This window comes from Paracoccus zeaxanthinifaciens ATCC 21588 (assembly GCF_000420145.1).
GTDB classification, from domain to species: Bacteria; Pseudomonadota; Alphaproteobacteria; order Rhodobacterales; family Rhodobacteraceae; genus Paracoccus; species Paracoccus zeaxanthinifaciens.
Map to the genome: position 1 here is coordinate 81,453 of NZ_ATUJ01000007.1, position 14,599 is coordinate 96,051.

17 protein-coding genes, 2 tRNA genes, 1 other RNA gene and 1 pseudogene are annotated in these 14,599 nt (G+C 66.9%); 7 read left to right on the top strand and 14 right to left on the bottom strand.

Going from position 1 to position 14,599, the window contains the following annotated elements:
• Window position 1: 1 nt before the first annotated feature.
• Window positions 2-1,372, top strand: coding sequence for an aspartate aminotransferase family protein (locus F804_RS0108755; protein WP_022707376.1), 1,371 nt, complete (start codon window positions 2-4; stop codon window positions 1,370-1,372).
• A 136-nt stretch (window positions 1,373-1,508) separates the two neighbouring features.
• Here F804_RS0108755 and rpmG read toward each other — a convergent pair whose 3' ends face one another.
• From rpmG to F804_RS0108770, 3 genes are all read right to left on the bottom strand, one after another.
• Window positions 1,509-1,676: a 50S ribosomal protein L33 gene (gene rpmG, locus F804_RS0108760; RefSeq protein WP_022707377.1), complete on the bottom strand. Its 168-nt coding sequence runs from the start codon at window positions 1,674-1,676 to the stop codon at window positions 1,509-1,511.
• Window positions 1,677-1,859: 183 nt separating this feature from the next.
• Window positions 1,860-1,934 (bottom strand) — tRNA-Glu (locus tag F804_RS0108765).
• Between the two features lie 167 nt (window positions 1,935-2,101).
• Window positions 2,102-2,176, bottom strand: a tRNA-Glu gene (locus F804_RS0108770).
• Window positions 2,177-2,409: 233 nt separating this feature from the next.
• Here F804_RS0108770 and gatC point away from each other — a divergent pair.
• From gatC to rnpB, 5 genes and pseudogenes are all read left to right on the top strand, one after another.
• The gene (gene gatC, locus F804_RS0108775; protein ID WP_022707378.1) at window positions 2,410-2,697 is read left to right on the top strand and encodes an Asp-tRNA(Asn)/Glu-tRNA(Gln) amidotransferase subunit GatC; all 288 of its coding nucleotides are present in this window, start codon (window positions 2,410-2,412) and stop codon (window positions 2,695-2,697) included.
• Entirely contained in the window at window positions 2,694-4,178 is a 1,485-nt protein-coding gene (gene gatA / locus F804_RS0108780; RefSeq protein ID WP_022707379.1) for an Asp-tRNA(Asn)/Glu-tRNA(Gln) amidotransferase subunit GatA, read from the top strand. Before gatC ends, gatA begins: the two co-directional genes overlap by 4 nt.
• A 28-nt stretch (window positions 4,179-4,206) precedes the next feature.
• Complete coding sequence (locus tag F804_RS16935; RefSeq protein WP_022707380.1) at window positions 4,207-4,536, top strand: hypothetical protein; 330 nt, start codon at window positions 4,207-4,209, stop codon at window positions 4,534-4,536.
• Window positions 4,533-5,177 (top strand): annotated as a pseudogene (locus tag F804_RS16080) (N-acetylmuramoyl-L-alanine amidase); the annotation flags it as partial. The gene F804_RS16935 and the pseudogene F804_RS16080, both read left to right, overlap by 4 nt.
• A gap of 20 nt (window positions 5,178-5,197) precedes the next feature.
• Window positions 5,198-5,574, top strand: an RNA gene (rnpB, locus tag F804_RS16940) — RNase P RNA component class A.
• A 6-nt stretch (window positions 5,575-5,580) separates the two neighbouring features.
• On the opposite strand, the gene F804_RS0108795 is transcribed toward rnpB, so the two are convergent.
• The 6 genes from F804_RS0108795 to nth all read right to left on the bottom strand — a co-directional run bounded on the left by F804_RS0108795 (window position 5,581) and on the right by nth (window position 10,769).
• Window positions 5,581-6,027 (bottom strand): hypothetical protein, encoded by a 447-nt coding sequence (locus tag F804_RS0108795; RefSeq protein ID WP_022707381.1) that lies wholly within the window; start codon window positions 6,025-6,027, stop codon window positions 5,581-5,583.
• A 91-nt stretch (window positions 6,028-6,118) separates the two neighbouring features.
• Window positions 6,119-7,303 carry an endolytic transglycosylase MltG gene (gene mltG, locus F804_RS0108800; protein WP_022707382.1) on the bottom strand — a complete coding sequence of 395 codons (1,185 nt, stop codon included), beginning with the start codon at window positions 7,301-7,303 and terminating at the stop codon, window positions 6,119-6,121.
• Complete coding sequence (gene fabF / locus F804_RS0108805) at window positions 7,303-8,562, bottom strand: beta-ketoacyl-ACP synthase II (RefSeq protein ID WP_028725803.1); 1,260 nt, start codon at window positions 8,560-8,562, stop codon at window positions 7,303-7,305. Before fabF ends, mltG begins: the two co-directional genes overlap by 1 nt.
• Window positions 8,563-8,748: 186 nt before the next feature.
• Complete coding sequence (locus tag F804_RS17360) at window positions 8,749-8,886, bottom strand: Hint domain-containing protein (RefSeq protein WP_022707384.1); 138 nt, start codon at window positions 8,884-8,886, stop codon at window positions 8,749-8,751.
• A 219-nt stretch (window positions 8,887-9,105) separates the two neighbouring features.
• Entirely contained in the window at window positions 9,106-10,116 is a 1,011-nt protein-coding gene (locus F804_RS0108815; RefSeq protein ID WP_022707385.1) for an adenosine kinase, read from the bottom strand.
• A complete protein-coding gene (gene nth, locus F804_RS0108820) occupies window positions 10,113-10,769 on the bottom strand; it encodes an endonuclease III (protein WP_022707386.1) in 657 nt (218 codons plus the stop codon). The genes F804_RS0108815 and nth overlap by 4 nt, the downstream gene beginning before the upstream one ends.
• A 207-nt stretch (window positions 10,770-10,976) precedes the next feature.
• Here nth and F804_RS0108825 point away from each other — a divergent pair, with 207 nt between their 5' ends.
• Window positions 10,977-11,648 (top strand): YiaD family glycine zipper/OmpA-like lipoprotein, encoded by a 672-nt coding sequence (locus F804_RS0108825; protein WP_022707387.1) that lies wholly within the window; start codon window positions 10,977-10,979, stop codon window positions 11,646-11,648.
• Between the two features lie 102 nt (window positions 11,649-11,750).
• Here the strand turns inward: F804_RS0108825 and F804_RS0108830 are convergent, their stop codons facing one another.
• The 5 genes from F804_RS0108830 to F804_RS0108850 all read right to left on the bottom strand — a co-directional run bounded on the left by F804_RS0108830 (window position 11,751) and on the right by F804_RS0108850 (window position 14,433).
• A complete protein-coding gene (locus F804_RS0108830; protein ID WP_022707388.1) occupies window positions 11,751-12,314 on the bottom strand; it encodes a F0F1 ATP synthase subunit B in 564 nt (187 codons plus the stop codon).
• Window positions 12,311-12,940 carry a F0F1 ATP synthase subunit B' gene (locus F804_RS0108835; protein WP_022707389.1) on the bottom strand — a complete coding sequence of 210 codons (630 nt, stop codon included), beginning with the start codon at window positions 12,938-12,940 and terminating at the stop codon, window positions 12,311-12,313. The genes F804_RS0108830 and F804_RS0108835 overlap by 4 nt, the downstream gene beginning before the upstream one ends.
• A 74-nt stretch (window positions 12,941-13,014) precedes the next feature.
• Entirely contained in the window at window positions 13,015-13,251 is a 237-nt protein-coding gene (locus tag F804_RS0108840; protein ID WP_022707390.1) for a F0F1 ATP synthase subunit C, read from the bottom strand.
• 82 nt (window positions 13,252-13,333) lie between these two features.
• Entirely contained in the window at window positions 13,334-14,083 is a 750-nt protein-coding gene (locus F804_RS0108845) for a F0F1 ATP synthase subunit A (protein WP_028725805.1), read from the bottom strand.
• A gap of 2 nt (window positions 14,084-14,085) precedes the next feature.
• Window positions 14,086-14,433, bottom strand: a complete 348-nt coding sequence (locus tag F804_RS0108850) for an AtpZ/AtpI family protein (protein WP_022707392.1) — start codon at window positions 14,431-14,433, stop codon at window positions 14,086-14,088.
• Window positions 14,434-14,599 lie beyond the last annotated feature (166 nt).

Consider the following 14,599-nt stretch of genomic DNA (forward strand, 5'->3'; position numbering starts at 1 on the left):
CATGCTGACGAATGACGAACTTGCGAAATGGGACCGCGAGAGCTTTTTCCACCCCTCGACCCATCTCGGTCAGTTCGAACGCGGCGAGGCCCCGCAGCGGATCGTGACGGGTGGCGAAGGCGTCCACATCACCGACCGTGACGGCAACCGCCTGCTGGACGGGTTCGCGGGGCTGTATTGCGTGAACGTGGGGTATGGCCGCACGCAGATCGCCGATGCCATCGCCAAGCAGGCGCACGAGCTGGCCTATTACCACTCCTATGCCGGCCATGGGTCCGAGGCGTCCATCACGCTGGCCAAGATGGTGATGGACCGCGCCCCCGAGGGCATGGCCCGCGTCTATTTCGGCCTTGGCGGGTCGGACGCGAACGAGACGAACGTGAAGCTGGTCTGGTACTACAACAACATCCTGGGCCGCCCGCAGAAGAAGAAGATCATCAGCCGCTGGCGCGGTTATCACGGGTCGGGCCTGGTGACCGGGTCGCTGACGGGGCTGGAGCTGTTCCACAAGAAGTTCGACCTGCCCCTGTCGCAGGTGGTCCATACCGAGGCGCCCTATTACTTCCGCCGCCCCGACCTGAACATGTCCGAGGCCGACTTCACCGCCCATTGCGCGCAGAAGCTGGAGGAGCTGATCGAGGCCGAAGGCGCCGACACCATCGCGGCCTTCATCGGCGAGCCCGTGCTGGGCACCGGCGGCATCGTCCCGCCCCCCGCCGGCTACTGGGAGGCGATCCAGAAGGTGCTGGACAAGCACGACATCCTGCTGATCGCGGACGAGGTCGTGACCGGCTTCGGGCGTCTGGGCAGCATGTTCGGCAGCGACCATTACGGCATGAAGCCGGACCTGATCACCAGCGCCAAGGGTCTGACCAGCGCCTATGCGCCGCTGTCCGCGACCATCGTCGGCCAGCGCATGTGGGAGGTCCTGTCGCGTGGCACCGACGAGAACGGCGTGCTGGGCCACGGCTGGACCTACAGCGCGCATCCCATCGGCGCGGCCGCGGGCATCGCCAACCTGAAGCTGATCGACGAGCTGGGCCTGGTCGGGAACGCGGGCAAGGTCGGCGCCTATCTGAACGCGCAGATGACCGCCGCCGTGGGCGATCACGCCCATGTGGGCGAGGTGCGCGGCGAAGGCATGCTCTGCGCCGTGGAACTGGTCGCCGAACGCGACGGTCGCCGCCTCTTCGACCCGTCCGAGAGCAAGGGCGCCAAGGTCGTGGCCGCCATGCTGAAGCGCGGCGTCATCGCCCGCGCCATGCCGCAGGGCGACATCCTGGGCTTCGCCCCGCCCCTGTGCCTGACCGAGGCCGAGGCCGACAGGATCGTCGAGGTCACCCGCGACAGCATCGCCGAGGTGCTGGGCTGACGAACCGGACCCCCGCCCCGATCAGGGCGGGGGTTTTCCGTTCACGCGCCGAATTCGTTCCCGCGCAGGCAAAGGAAAAGGGCCGCGTTCCGATCCGGAACGCGACCCTTTTTTCATCGACCGGACGGTCAAGATCTTACTTGATCTTGCCTTCCTTGTACTCGACGTGCTGACGAACGACCGGATCGTACTTACGAACGGTCATCTTTTCAGTCATCGTGCGGGCGTTCTTCTTGGTGACGTAGAAGTGCCCGGTGCCGGCGGTCGAGTTCAGCCGGATCTTGATGGTGGTCGGCTTCGCCATGAGTGTCGCTCCTGCTTCGGGGCAATCGCGCGCCGCAAACCCCGTGGAATTCGTATGGAAGCCGCCTTTTAGCTGTCCGTGCTGCGAAGTCAACCGCTTTCGGCGGGTTTTTTCACAAGGTTTTCCACAGACATGCCAACAGCCCCGGACGGGGTTGCAAGGCGTATTCCGAAGGTAAGGAAGTGGCAGCCCGTAGGGGAATCGAACCCCTCTTTCCAGGTTGAAAACCTGGCGTCCTAACCGATAGACGAACGGGCCACTTGGTTTCACCGACGACATCTGCCGCCCGTGGAAGCCGCCTTTTAGCGATCCTTGCGATGGTGTCAACAGCCTTTCGGCAAGTTTCTCACCCGCGCCGGATCAAGGCGCATCCCATGCGAAGGGTCCGACCTGGTGGTCAGGGTCCGTTCCGCGATGGAAGGAAGTGGCAGCCCGTAGGGGAATCGAACCCCTCTTTCCAGGTTGAAAACCTGGCGTCCTAACCGATAGACGAACGGGCCACTTGTCACGCTGCAGGTCTTCCCTGCGGCGTGAGGCGGTGTTTAGGCAAAGCCGTTCCGCCCCGCAAGAGGAAAAATGCAGCCGTCCCGTTTTTTTCGCCCGGACAGGCCAAACCCCTGAAAAGACGGGCCTTCCCCCCTGCCCCCTTCATCCGCGCGCGCATATGGTGGCGCGAAATCTTGCGGGATCATCGCGGGCAAGGTAGACCCGCGCCCGAACGAAAGGAAATGTCATGTCGATCACCGAAGACGAGGCCCGCAAGGTCGCGCATCTGGCGCGCATCGCGGTCGATGACGCCCAACTGCCGGCTCTGGCGCGCGAACTCAGCGGCATTCTGCATTTCATGGAACAGCTGAACGAGGTCGATGTCGAAGGCGTCGAGCCGATGACCGGCGTCACGCCCATGCGCCTCAAGCGCCGCGAGGATGGCGTCACCACGGGCGGCATGCCCGAGAAGATCCTGTCGAATGCCCCCGACGCGCGCGAGGGCTTCTTTGCCGTGCCGAAGGTGGTGGAATGACCGAACTGAACCGCATGACCATCGCCGGGGCCCGCGACGCGCTGGCCAAGGGCGAGACCACCTCGGTCGAACTGACCGAAGCCTGCATCGCCGCGGCCGAGGGCCAGGGCGCGCTGAACGCGTTTGTCCACAGGACCGCGGACATGGCCCGCCAGATGGCCGCCGAGGCCGACAAGCGCATCGCGGCGGGCAATGCGACCGCCATGACGGGCATCCCCGTCGGCGTGAAGGACGTGTTCGCCGTCAAGGGCGTGCCGACCCAGGCGGGCAGCAACATCCTCAGGGGTTTCGTGCCCGAATATGAATCGACCGTCACGCGCAACCTGTGGGATGCGGGCGCGGTCATGCTGGGCAAGCTGAACCAGGACGAGTTCGCCATGGGCTCGACCAACGAATCGAGCTGCTACGGCCCCGCAGTGAACCCGTGGCGCGGGCCGGACGGCCAGCAGCTGACGCCGGGCGGATCGTCGGGCGGGTCCGCCGCCGCCGTGGCCGCCGACCTGGTGATCGCCGCGACCGGCACGGATACCGGCGGCTCGATCCGCCAGCCCGCGGCCTTCACCGGCACGGTCGGTCTGAAGCCCACCTATGGCCGTGTCAGCCGTTGGGGCACGATCGCCTATGCCTCCAGCCTGGACCAGGCGGGTCCGATGACCAAGACGGTCCGCGACGCCGCGATCATGCTGGGCGCGATGGCGTCGGCCGATCCGATGGACAGCACCTGCGCCGACCTGCCCGTCCCCGATTTCGAGGCCGCGCTGACCGGCGACATCCGCGGCAAGCGCATCGGCATCCCGCGCGAATACCGCATGGAGGGCATGCCCGATGCCATCGACGCGCTGTGGAAGCAGGGCGCCGAGATGCTGCGCGACGCGGGTGCCGAGATCGTGGATATCAGCCTGCCCCACGCGAAATACGCGCTGCCGGCCTATTACGTGATCGCCCCCGCCGAGGCGTCCTCGAACCTCGCGCGCTATGACGGCGTGCGCTACGGGCACCGCGCCAAGCTGGCGCAGGGCGACGGCATCGTCGAGATGTACGAGAAGACCCGCGCCGAGGGCTTCGGCCCCGAAGTGCAGCGCCGCGTGATGATCGGCACCTATGTGCTGTCGGCGGGCTTCTACGACGCCTATTACAACCGCGCCCGCAAGGTCCGCGCGCTGATCAAGCGCGACTTCGAGAACGCCTTCGCCGACGGGATCGATTCGATCCTGGCGCCGACCACCCCCTCGGCGGCCTTCGCCCTGGGTTCGGTCGACAAGGGCGATCCGGTGCAGATGTACCTGAACGACGTGTTCACGGTCACGCTGAACCTGGCAGGTCTGCCCGGCGTCGCGGTGCCGGTCGGTCAGGACGCGCAGGGGCTGCCGCTTGGCCTGCAGATGTTCGGTCGTCCCTTCGAGGAGGGCGATCTGCTGAACCAGGCATCGGTGCTGGAACGGGCCGCAGGTTTTGTGGCCAAGCCCGACCGCTGGTGGTAACGTCGGCGGACAAGCGAACGGAGGCGTGATGCGCGGCTGGAAGGTGATCTTTGTGCTGGCGCTGGCCGGCTGTGGCGTCAACCAGGGTTGGAACCCGAACTATCAGTTCGAGAACAACCCCTATGGCGAATATCGCGCCGCCCGCGAGGCGGCGCTGGTATCGAACAGCGGCCCCGTGCAGGAGATCCCTGTCGCGCGTCCCTTCTATGCGCCCAAGGCTGCCGATATCGCGAGCAAGGACCCTGTCCCCGCCCCGGCCACCATGGGCGTGCGCAAGCTGCGGATCGTCAGGCCCGCCGCACAGGCGGACGCCCCGGTCGATATCGCCCCGCAGATGCGGGCCGAACAGGCGCCATGACGCATCCCAGCCCGAATCATGGCGACAGGCGCGGCCAGCGCCCGTCGCTGATCGTGCTTCACTTCACCAAGATGATCGACGCGGCCTCTGCCCGCGCAAGGTTGTGCGACCCCGCGGCCGAGGTCAGCGCCCATTGGCTGATCGACGAGGACGGCAGCATCGACGCGCTGGTCCCCGAGGATCGCCGCGCATGGCATGCGGGCGCGGGCAGCTGGCGCGGGCAGGACGACGTGAACAGCCGTTCCATCGGGATCGAGCTGGCCAATCCCGGCGATCGCCCCTTTGCCGCGCCGCAGATGGCCGCGCTGCGCGACCTGCTGCGCGGCATCATGGAGCGCTGGCAGATCGGCCCTGAAGCGGTGATCGCGCATTCCGACCTTGCACCGGGGCGCAAGGACGATCCCGGCCCCCGCTTCGACTGGGAAGGTCTGGCCCGCGAAGGGCTGGCCGTGTTCACCCGCAGGACCGCCGCCGACGCGCCGCTTGCGCAATCGCTGACGGCCATCGGATATCCCGAATGCGACGCCGATGCGCGGCTGGCGGCCTTCCGCCTGCGCCACCGCCCCTGGGCGCGCGGCCCCGAAACCGCTGCAGACCGCGCCGTCGCCGCCGCGCTTCGCGACTTGACGGCCCAGGGCCCCTCGTCCATATCCGCAGCTGCGCGGAGGGCCGGATGACCGTGGCGGTGCAGACCGTCGAGGAAAGTCCGGACTCCATGAGGTAACGGTGCCGGGTAACGCCCGGCGGGGGCAACCCCAGGGAAAGCGCCACAGAGAACAGACCGCCCGTGTCCGCACGGGTAAGGGTGAAACGGTGGGGTAAGAGCCCACCGGGGGACTGGCAACAGGACCCGCATGGCAAGCCCCACCGGGAGCAATGCCGAATAGGGATCGCGCGCGGGGGCAACCCCGCAGGGCCACCTTGCCCCAGCAGATCCGGGTAGGCAGCTAGATCCGGCCGGCAACGGTCGGGGCAGATGAATGGTCATCCAGCCGCGCAAGCGGTGGACAGGATCCGGCTTACAGGCCCTCCGCGCGCATCACATCAGGTTTTCTTCGACTTGGCCCGCGCCTCGGTCGCCTTGGCGATGGCATCGGCGGCCTCGCCCTGCATCTTCTGCGCGAACCCCACCATCTGCGCGGCATAGGCCTCGGCCCAGTCGGCAAAGCCCTTGCCGTCGCCGCCCGTCATCTTCATGGCCGAGGCGCGCATCTCCTCGCCCTGCTTGCGCATGGTCTCGTACTGGGTTTCCAGCGTGCCCTGCATCTGCTGCCACTGGTTGCGCACGGTATCGCTGGCCTGGGACAGATGCGCCTGCATCTGGCGGTTGACCTCTTCCTGCTGGGCCATCGCCTGTTCCTGCCACTTGCGGGCCTGGGTCATGGCCTCCTCGCTGTTCTTCGACATGGCATCCTGCCATTCGCCCATGCGTTCCTCGAAGGTGCGGGCGTTGTCGGCCAGCGCGTTCAGCATGTCGGACATCTTCATCATCGCAGAATCCTCCTGGTGGCGGGGCGGAATGCGAAAGGCCCCCGGTTGCAGGCTGCATCCGGGGGCCTCTGCTTGTCAAATGCGATGCGCGTTACTGGTCCGTCTGGACGGGGCTGTCGGTCGGCAGACCGCGATTGGCCTCGATCTCGCGCCAGCGGGCGACGGCGGCGTTGTGTTCCTCCAGCGTGCGCGAGAAGGCGTGGCCACCCGTGCCGTCGGCGACGAAGAACAGGTATTCCGTCTCGTCGGGGTTCAGCGCGGCGCGGATCGCGGCACGGCCCGGATTGGCGATGGGCGTCGGCGGCAGACCGTCGATCTGGTAGGTGTTGTATTCCGTCCGCGCGTTCAGTTCGGACCGGCGGATGCCGCGGTCCAGGATGCCCTGCCCGTTCGTGATGCCGTAGATGACGGTCGGGTCCGTCTGCAGGCGCATACCCTGGCGCAGGCGGTTCACGAAGACGCTGGCGACCTGCGGGCGTTCATCCGCGACGCCGGTCTCCTTCTCGACGATCGAGGCCATGATCAGCGCCTCTTCGGGGCTGTCATAGGGCAGACCGAAGGGGCGATCCTCCCATGCCTGGGCCAGGATCGCTTCCTGGCGGCGGGCCATGTCGGCCAGGATCGCGTTGCGGTCGGCGCCCTTCTGCAGCTGGTAGCTGTCGGGCGCGAGGCTGCCCTCGGCGGGGATCTCGGTCACCTCGCCGGTCAGGAACTCGGCCGCGCGCAGGGCCTCGACGACCTGCCAGCTGGTGACGCCCTCGGCCATGACCAGCGACAGGCGCACATCGGCCTTGGCCTCGGCCTGCGCGATCTCTTCGGGGCGTTCCTCGGTGGCGGGGTTGAAGCGGGCCATCTCCTCGTAGGCGCCCGTCTCGGGGTTCATGTCACGCAGCAGGACGCTGTTCTCGCGGACGCCCACGCGGACCAGCACCTCGGTCCCGCAGGTGGACGGGCCGCCCGCCGTGACCGTATCGACGATCTGTTCCATGCTGGCGCCCGGAGGCACGAGGAAGCTGCCGAATTTCAGGTCGCGCGCCTTGCCCATGTAATCCGCGCCCGCGCGGAAGATGTATGCGTGGCTGATCGCCCCCAGCGAGGCCAGCTGGTTGCTGACCGCGTTCAGGCTGGCCCCAGGCGAGATCTGGACGCATTGCGCAACCTCGCTTGGACCCGGACCGCTGAATTCGCGCTTGGCCCATGCGATGGCGGCGGCAATCGCCACCATCAGCACGATCAGCAGCGTCAGAAAGTTCGACGCGATGTTGCGCCAGATCATTACCGGACCTTCCCGATGATCAGGCAGGCATTGGTGCCCCCGAAGCCGAAGCTGTTGGACAGCGCGACATCGACCTTGCGGCGGACGGCGGCATTGGCGGCCAGATCCAGCTGCGGCTCGACCGCGGGATTGTCCAGGTTGATCGTCGGCGGGCAGATCTGGTCGCGGATCGCGAGGATGCTGAAGATCGCCTCGACCGCGCCGGCGGCACCCAGAAGGTGGCCGATGCTGGACTTGGTGGACGACATGACCGCGTTCTTCGCGTGATCGCCTAGCAGGCGTTCCACCGCGCCCAGCTCGATCGTATCGGCCATGGTGCTGGTGCCATGCGCGTTGATATAGTCGATCTGCGACGGCTCGATCCGGGCCGAGGCCAGCGCCGCCTTCATCGCGCGGAAGCCGCCATCGCCATCCTCGGCAGGGGCGGTGATGTGATAGGCGTCGCCCGACATCCCGTAGCCCAGCACCTCGGCATAGATCTTGGCGCCACGCGCCACCGCGTGCTCGTATTCCTCGAGCACGACGACGCCCGCGCCCTCGCCCATGACGAAGCCGTCGCGGTCGTCGTCATAGGGGCGGCTGGCCGATTTCGGATCGTCCTCGCGCTTGGTGGACAGGGCCTTGCAGGCGTTGAAGCCCGCGATCCCGATCTCGCTGATGGGGCTTTCGGCGCCGCCCGCGACCATCACGTCCGCGTCGCCGAAGGCGATCATGCGGGCCGCGTCGCCGATGGCATGGGCGCCGGTCGAACATGCCGTCACCGGCGCGTGGTTCGGACCCTTGAAGCCATAGCGGATCGACACCTGGCCCGAGATCAGGTTGATCAGCGCGCCGGGGATGAAGAAGGGGCTGACGCGCTTGGGGCCGCGTTCCTTGATCAGGACCGCCGTCTCGGCGATCGAGGTCAACCCGCCAATGCCCGAGCCGATCATCACGCCGGTGCGCAGCAGGTCCTCTTCGTCCTCGGGGGTCCAGCCCGCATCGGTCACCGCCTGATGCGCCGCCGCCATGCCATAGAGGATGAAGTCGTCGACCTTGCGCCGGTCCTTGGGCGCCATCCAGTCGTCGGGGTTGAAGGTGCCGTCCGTGCCGTCGCCGAAGGGAATCTCGCAGGCGTATTTCGTCACCACGTCCTTCGCGTCGAAGCGGGTGATCGGGCCCGCGCCCGACTGCCCTTCCAGAAGCCGCGACCAGGTTTCCTCGACCCCAGAGGCCAGAGGCGTGACCATACCCAATCCCGTAACGACAACCCTGCGCATCTTGGAAACCCTTGCCTGCCTTAGTTTGCGCGGTGATACACGCAGGAACCCCGGCACGCAACGCAACAACGCCTGCCCGTCCCGTGGAACAGGCAGACGTGAAGCCACTGAGGGGTCAGTGGAATTCCAGGACGGACTTGTCGTTCGACAGGTGACGCTCGGCCAGTTTCCGCCCGTGGACGCCCTTCACCAGCGGACGGACGGGATGCGATACTTCTGCGAGACCAGCAGATCCGCAACAGGCAGCCTCTGTCGCGGGGCACCCGCGCGGATGCGGACGGGCCACATGTTCGGCGCATTGGTGCCGACGCCAACGAGCGGCATGGAGTTCCCACCGAAGCCATCTGCTTGGCTGACGGAGTTTTCAAGACCAATTTTGCAGGCACAGTGCACTGCGCCTTGTCCGTCAGTCGTCAAACACGAAGCCGAGTTGCTTCGCTGCATCAATACAGCCCGAGGGCGAGCGGACATGTCCACCCGCCCTCGACGAAGATGTTCAATTTCCGCCGTGCGATGTGCATCGAGGCGGCAGCCGGCGCTCTGTCACAGACCCGCAGCGCGGAAATCCGCCAGCAGGTCGCGCTCGGGGCGGGCGCCGACATGGCCGATCACCTCGGCGGCGGCGATGCAGCCCATGCGGCCCGCGACCTCCAGCGGCCGCCCCGAGGCAAGGCCATAGATCAACCCGGCGGCGAACTGGTCCCCCGCGCCCGTCGCATCCACCGGCACCACGCGATGGACCGGCGCGGTCACGCGCTCCTCGTTGCGGATCAGGATCGCATCGTCGCCCGAGCGCGTGCAGACGACCGTGCCGCAATCGGCGGTCGCAAGGCGCAGCGCCTCTTCCAGGTCCTCGACCTGATAGAGCGACTGCCATTCGTGGACATTGCCGATGACGTAATCCATCCGCCCCGCGACCAGTTCGCGGAAATCGTCGCGATGCCGGTCCACGCAGAACGGGTCCGACAGCGCGATGCCCGCCTGCCCGCCCGCGCGGTGGATCTGGTCGGCGGCCTTCATGAAGGCGTCCTTGCCCTTCGGCTTGTCGAACAGGTACCCCTCCAGGAACAGCCAGCCCGCACCGTCGAAGACCGCCGGATCGACATCCTCCGGCCCCAGCTCGGCCGAGATGCCGAGATAGGTGTTCATCGACCGCTCTCCGTCGGGGGTCACGAAGATGATGGTGCGAGAACTGGGCAGGCTGCCGCCCGGAACCGGCGCGTTGACGAAGCGCGTGCCCGCACCCTCGGTCTGGGCGACATAGCTGCGGCCGATCTCGTCATCGGCGACGCAGCCGATGAAGGCGGTGCGCAGGCCCAGCTTGCCGATGCCCGCAAGCGTGTTCGCCACGCTGCCGCCCGCCGCCATGCGCGATCCCGAATGGCGTTCGGAATGGTCGTCCGCCTGCGCCGCCATCAGGTATTCCGAGCGTTCGCGGTCGACCAGCTGCATGATCCCCTTCTCGATCCCCAGCTGTGCCAGGCGCTCTTCCTCGGTGGGGGCGATGATGTCCATGACGGCATTGCCGATGCCGATGACATAGGGCTCGTTCATTCGGTCTTCTCCTCGAATGCGCAGAATTCTTCGATGGGGCAGATGGCGCAGCGGGGCCGCCGCGCCTGGCAGACATAGCGTCCGTGCAGGATCAGCCAGTGATGGGCATGGGTCTGGAAACGCGCGGGGACGTGATCCTCGATCGCGCGCTCGACCTCGTCCACGTCGCGGCCCGGGGCGATGCGGGTCCGGTTGCCGACGCGGAAGATATGGGTGTCGACGGCCTGCGCGGGATGCCCGAAGGCGCAGGACAGGACCACGTTCGCGGTCTTGCGCCCCACCCCCGGCAGCGACATCAGCGAGGCGCGGCTGTCGGGAACCTCGCCGCCGTAATCCTTGACCAGAATGCGAGACAGGGCGATGACGTTCTTCGCCTTCTGGCGGAACAGGCCGATGGTCTTGATATGCTCGGTCACGCCTTCGAGGCCCAGATCCAGCATCTTCTGCGGCGTGTCGGCCTGCGCGAACAGCCCGCGCGTGGCCTTGTTCACCCCGACATCGGTCGCCTGGGCCGACAGCGCGACCGCCACGACCAGGGTGTAGGGGTTCACGAAATTCAGCTCGGTCTCGGGCGCGGGGTTGGCGTCCTGCAACCGCGAGAAGATCGCGACCTGCGTGCCGAAGGGCAAGGCTGGGGGAAGGCGTTTCGACATGATCCCCCGCTTTTGACCGCGCCCGCGCGCCAATGCAAGCGCCGCGCGGAATTCCGCACCGGACCGTGCAGTTCACCGAAACTTGGCTTTCCATTTGCCCGGAACTGCGACAGCGTGCCACGCGTTGAAACCGGCCCGACAGCGGGCCGACAAGAACAAGACGGCGCGGCACATGCCCCGCCACCGGAACATCGAAAGGGAGCTCCGATGAAACTCCGCAGCACCGCAATCCTGGCCGTTTCCGGCCTCATGGTCCTTGGCGCCTGCGCCGATCCGAACGCCACGGGCACGGGGACCGGCACCGGTCTCAGCCGCACCCAGCAGGGCGCGCTGGCAGGGGCCGCCGTTGGCGCGCTCTATGGCGCGACGCGCGACGACGACAACAACAACGAAGGCCGCGATGCTGCGCGTGGCGCGATCATCGGCGCGGCTGCCGGCGCGATCGCGGGCAACATCTTGGACCGCCAGGCGGCGGCGCTGGAACAGTCGATCCAGAACCCGAACGTCCAGATCGTGAACCACGGGTCCTACCTGCAGGTCGTCATGCCCGAGGGCATCCTGTTCGCGACCGACAGCGCCGCGGTTTCCGGCCCCGCCCAGAGCGATCTCTATGCCGTGGCGCGGAACCTGAACCAGTATCCGAACAGCCGCGTCGAGGTGATCGGCCATACCGACAATACCGGCAGCGCGTCCTATAACCAGGACCTGTCGCAGCGCCGCGCGCAGTCGGTTCTGGGCATCCTGTCGGCGGCAGGCGTCAGCCAGAACCGCATGGTCGCCGTCGGCCGCGGCCTGACGCAGCCCGTCGCGTCGAACGACACCGCATCGGGTCGTGCGCAGAACCGCCGGGTCGAGATCATCATCCGCCCGACGCAGTAAAAGGACGGGCCGGTTCACCCCGGCCCCGCCCAATCGGAAACGAGAAACCCCCGGCTGCCACGTGGCACCGGGGGTTTCTTCATTCCAGGGACGGGGCGGCGCTCAGTTCAGGCGGCGCGCCACATCCTCGATCGCATCGTCGATCCCGGCCGAGCGGTTGCCCGCCTGGACCTGCTTTGCCAGCAGCTCGGAGGCGGCGGACACGGCAGCGGCGACGGCCTTGTCACGGACGGCGCGCACGGCGTCGTTCTCGGCGCTGGCGATCTGATCCTCGGCCGCCTGCAGGCGACGGTCGATCGAACGCGCCAGGTCGTCCTGCGCACGTGCGGCCTGAGCCTCGGCGTCGCGACGGGCATTGGCGACGATTTCCTCGGCCTGGCCCGTCACTTCGCGCTGGCGGCGCTCGTAGCTGGCATAGATCTCCTGCGCTTCCTCGCGAAGGCGGCGTGCCTCGTCCAGATCGGCGCGGATCCCCTCGGCACGCTTGTCCAGCAGGCCGCCCAGAAGGGCCGGAACCTTGAAGTAGACCAGCACGCCGATGAAGACGATGAACGCCAGCAGCACGATGAAATCGGTGTTGCGCAGCGAGAAGAACGGACCCGTCGCGGCGGCTGCCGGACCGGCGATCATCGCGCCGGCGGCTGCGGTTGCGAGAAGACGCTTCATTGCACCGCTCCTTTCATCCGGGCGTCGATGGCGGCGTCGATGCTGGCGGCATCGGCGTTGCCACCGAAGGACGCGACCAGTTCGGCGGCGACATCACGTGCGACTTCGCGCGCGCCGGCATCCGACGATGCGCGGATCTCGCGCAGGCGTGCTTCGGATTCGGCGGTGCGGGCCGCGATTTCGGCATCTGCCTTGGCGATTGCCGCGTCCAGCTCGGCCTGGATCTCGGCGCGGTTCTGCGCCACGATCGCCTGAGCTTCGGACCGGGCATCGGCCAGGGCCTTGTCATAGGCAGCTTCGGCCGCACGGGCCTTCTGCTTGAATTCCTCGGCGGCCATCAGATCGCCGGTGATCGCGCCCTGACGGTCCGACAGGACGGCGGCGATACGGGGCAGCGCGACGCGCGACAGGACCAGATAGAGGACCACCAGCGTCACGACCAGCCAGAAGATCTGGTTGCCGAACGTGGTCAGATCCAGCTGCGGAAGTCCCGCGGCTTCGGCATGGCCCGCTGCATCGGCCCCGTGGGCCGCGGCATCGGTGCCGTGGGCTGCGTCGTGACCGACGACTTCGCCCTCAGAGTGTTCGACCGCGTGGGTGGCGGCCTCTTGCAACAGGCTGAACATTTCCTACCCCATGGCCTTGAAGATCACGATGGGGCGGGGGCGAACCCCCACCCCGCCGCAAGGATGGCGTGGGATCAGACCGCGAACATCAGCAGAAGCGCGACGAGGAACGAGAAGATCCCCAGTGCTTCCGCAAAGGCCATGCCGATGAACAGCGTGGCGGTCTGACCGGCAGCAGCCGACGGGTTGCGCAGGGCACCGGCCAGGAAGTTGCCGGCGACGTTGCCCACGCCGAGGGCTGCGAAGCCCATGCCGAACGCGGTCAGGCCGACGCCGATGTACTGGCCCAGTTCTGCGATATTGCCTTCCATGGTATCTCTCCTTGCGGTTGGAAGATTGGCGATCTTGGTTGGGCGACCCCGGCAGGGGTCGCTGTCGCTGCGCGTCGTCGCCTCAGTGCGACGGGTGCAGCGCATCCTTGAGGTAGACGCAGGTCAGGATCGTGAAGACGTAAGCCTGCACGAAGGCCACCAGCACTTCGAAGGCATACATGCCGACGACGGCCACGATGGCGACGGGTGCGACCGCGGCGATTGCCGCGAAGCCTGCGAAGACCTTGATGACGGCGTGGCCCGCGATCATGTTGCCTGCCAGACGGATGGACAGGCTGAGCGGACGCACGAAGTAGCTGATGACCTCGATCACGGCCAGGATCGGGCGCACGGCCAGCGGCGCGGACTTGATCCAGAACAGTTCGAGGAAGTGGCTGCCGTTCTTGACGAAGCCGATGACGGTCACGCCGATGAACACGGCCATGGCCAGCACGCCGGTCACCGCGATATGCGAGGTGACGGTGAACGCGGTCGGAACCAGGCCCAGCATGTTGCCGAAGCAGATGAACATGAACAGCGTCAGCACGTAGGGGAAGTACTGCAGGCCGTCCTTGCCGGCGATGTCCTCGATCATCTTGTGGACGAGGCCGTATGCCATCTCGGCGACCGACTGCGCGCGGTTCGGGACCACGGCGCGGCCACGGGTGCCCAGCACCAGCAGCGCGATGGACGCAAGCGCGGTCAGCGCCAGCCACAGCGTGACGTTGGTGGGCGTCCACCAGTGGACCTCGGCCCCGCCGAAGAGCGGCTTGACCACGAACTGGTCCATCGGGTGGAATTCAAGGCCGCCGCCAGTCGCTTCCGTCGCCACGATCAATCCCTCTCGTCACTGCCCGACCTCGGGCCGGTATCCTTGTCGATCTCGCCCGCGGTGCGCATCATCGTCTTGATGCCGGCCGCGAGGCCGAGAAAAATGAAGACGACCATCATCAGGGGCATCGTCCCCAGAAGATAGTCCAGACCGTAACCGATCGCCCCGCCAAGCCCCAGCCCGGTCACAAGCTCGATCACCATCCGCCAGGCCAGGTTGGCCTGTTCGTACTTGCCCATCGGACCTGGGGTCCGCGGACCGGGTGCCTTCGCGGCCAGCTTCTCCTCGAGCGCGCGGAGACGGTCGGCATCCGATCCCTTTTCCGCGTCGTCCCGGGGTTCACCGGCCATGCTTCACGCCCCCGTGTTCGTTGCAGGCTGTCTAGAAAGAACAGCCCCCCAAGTCAAGCACGGGGTTCCCCGTTGCAAGCCCATGAAAAAGCGTCATATTCCCATTTCGTCGCGCGCATTGCATTCCGCGGCGCGGCAGGACATTATTCAACCCGCTGGTTGACCA

Excerpts from the sequence above, each read along its gene's own strand:
- F804_RS0108795 (WP_022707381.1), bottom strand. The coding sequence starts at position 6,027 with ATGATGAAGATGTCCGACATGCTGAACGCGCTGGCCGACAACGCCCGC.
- gatA (WP_022707379.1), top strand. The coding sequence starts at position 2,694 with ATGACCGAACTGAACCGCATGACCATCGCCGGGGCCCGCGACGCGCTG.
- fabF (WP_028725803.1), bottom strand. The coding sequence starts at position 8,562 with ATGCGCAGGGTTGTCGTTACGGGATTGGGTATGGTCACGCCTCTGGCC.
- F804_RS0108835 (WP_022707389.1), bottom strand. The coding sequence starts at position 12,940 with ATGTTCAGCCTGTTGCAAGAGGCCGCCACCCACGCGGTCGAACACTCT.
- F804_RS0108825 (WP_022707387.1), top strand. The coding sequence starts at position 10,977 with ATGAAACTCCGCAGCACCGCAATCCTGGCCGTTTCCGGCCTCATGGTC.
- F804_RS0108840 (WP_022707390.1), bottom strand. The coding sequence starts at position 13,251 with ATGGAAGGCAATATCGCAGAACTGGGCCAGTACATCGGCGTCGGCCTG.
- F804_RS0108850 (WP_022707392.1), bottom strand. The coding sequence starts at position 14,433 with ATGGCCGGTGAACCCCGGGACGACGCGGAAAAGGGATCGGATGCCGAC.
- F804_RS17360 (WP_022707384.1), bottom strand. The coding sequence starts at position 8,886 with ATGCCGCTCGTTGGCGTCGGCACCAATGCGCCGAACATGTGGCCCGTC.
- F804_RS0108815 (WP_022707385.1), bottom strand. The coding sequence starts at position 10,116 with ATGAACGAGCCCTATGTCATCGGCATCGGCAATGCCGTCATGGACATC.
- mltG (WP_022707382.1), bottom strand. The coding sequence starts at position 7,303 with ATGATCTGGCGCAACATCGCGTCGAACTTTCTGACGCTGCTGATCGTG.
- F804_RS16935 (WP_022707380.1), top strand. The coding sequence starts at position 4,207 with ATGCGCGGCTGGAAGGTGATCTTTGTGCTGGCGCTGGCCGGCTGTGGC.
- nth (WP_022707386.1), bottom strand. The coding sequence starts at position 10,769 with ATGTCGAAACGCCTTCCCCCAGCCTTGCCCTTCGGCACGCAGGTCGCG.
- gatC (WP_022707378.1), top strand. The coding sequence starts at position 2,410 with ATGTCGATCACCGAAGACGAGGCCCGCAAGGTCGCGCATCTGGCGCGC.
- F804_RS0108830 (WP_022707388.1), bottom strand. The coding sequence starts at position 12,314 with ATGAAGCGTCTTCTCGCAACCGCAGCCGCCGGCGCGATGATCGCCGGT.
- rpmG (WP_022707377.1), bottom strand. The coding sequence starts at position 1,676 with ATGGCGAAGCCGACCACCATCAAGATCCGGCTGAACTCGACCGCCGGC.
- F804_RS0108755 (WP_022707376.1), top strand. The coding sequence starts at position 2 with ATGCTGACGAATGACGAACTTGCGAAATGGGACCGCGAGAGCTTTTTC.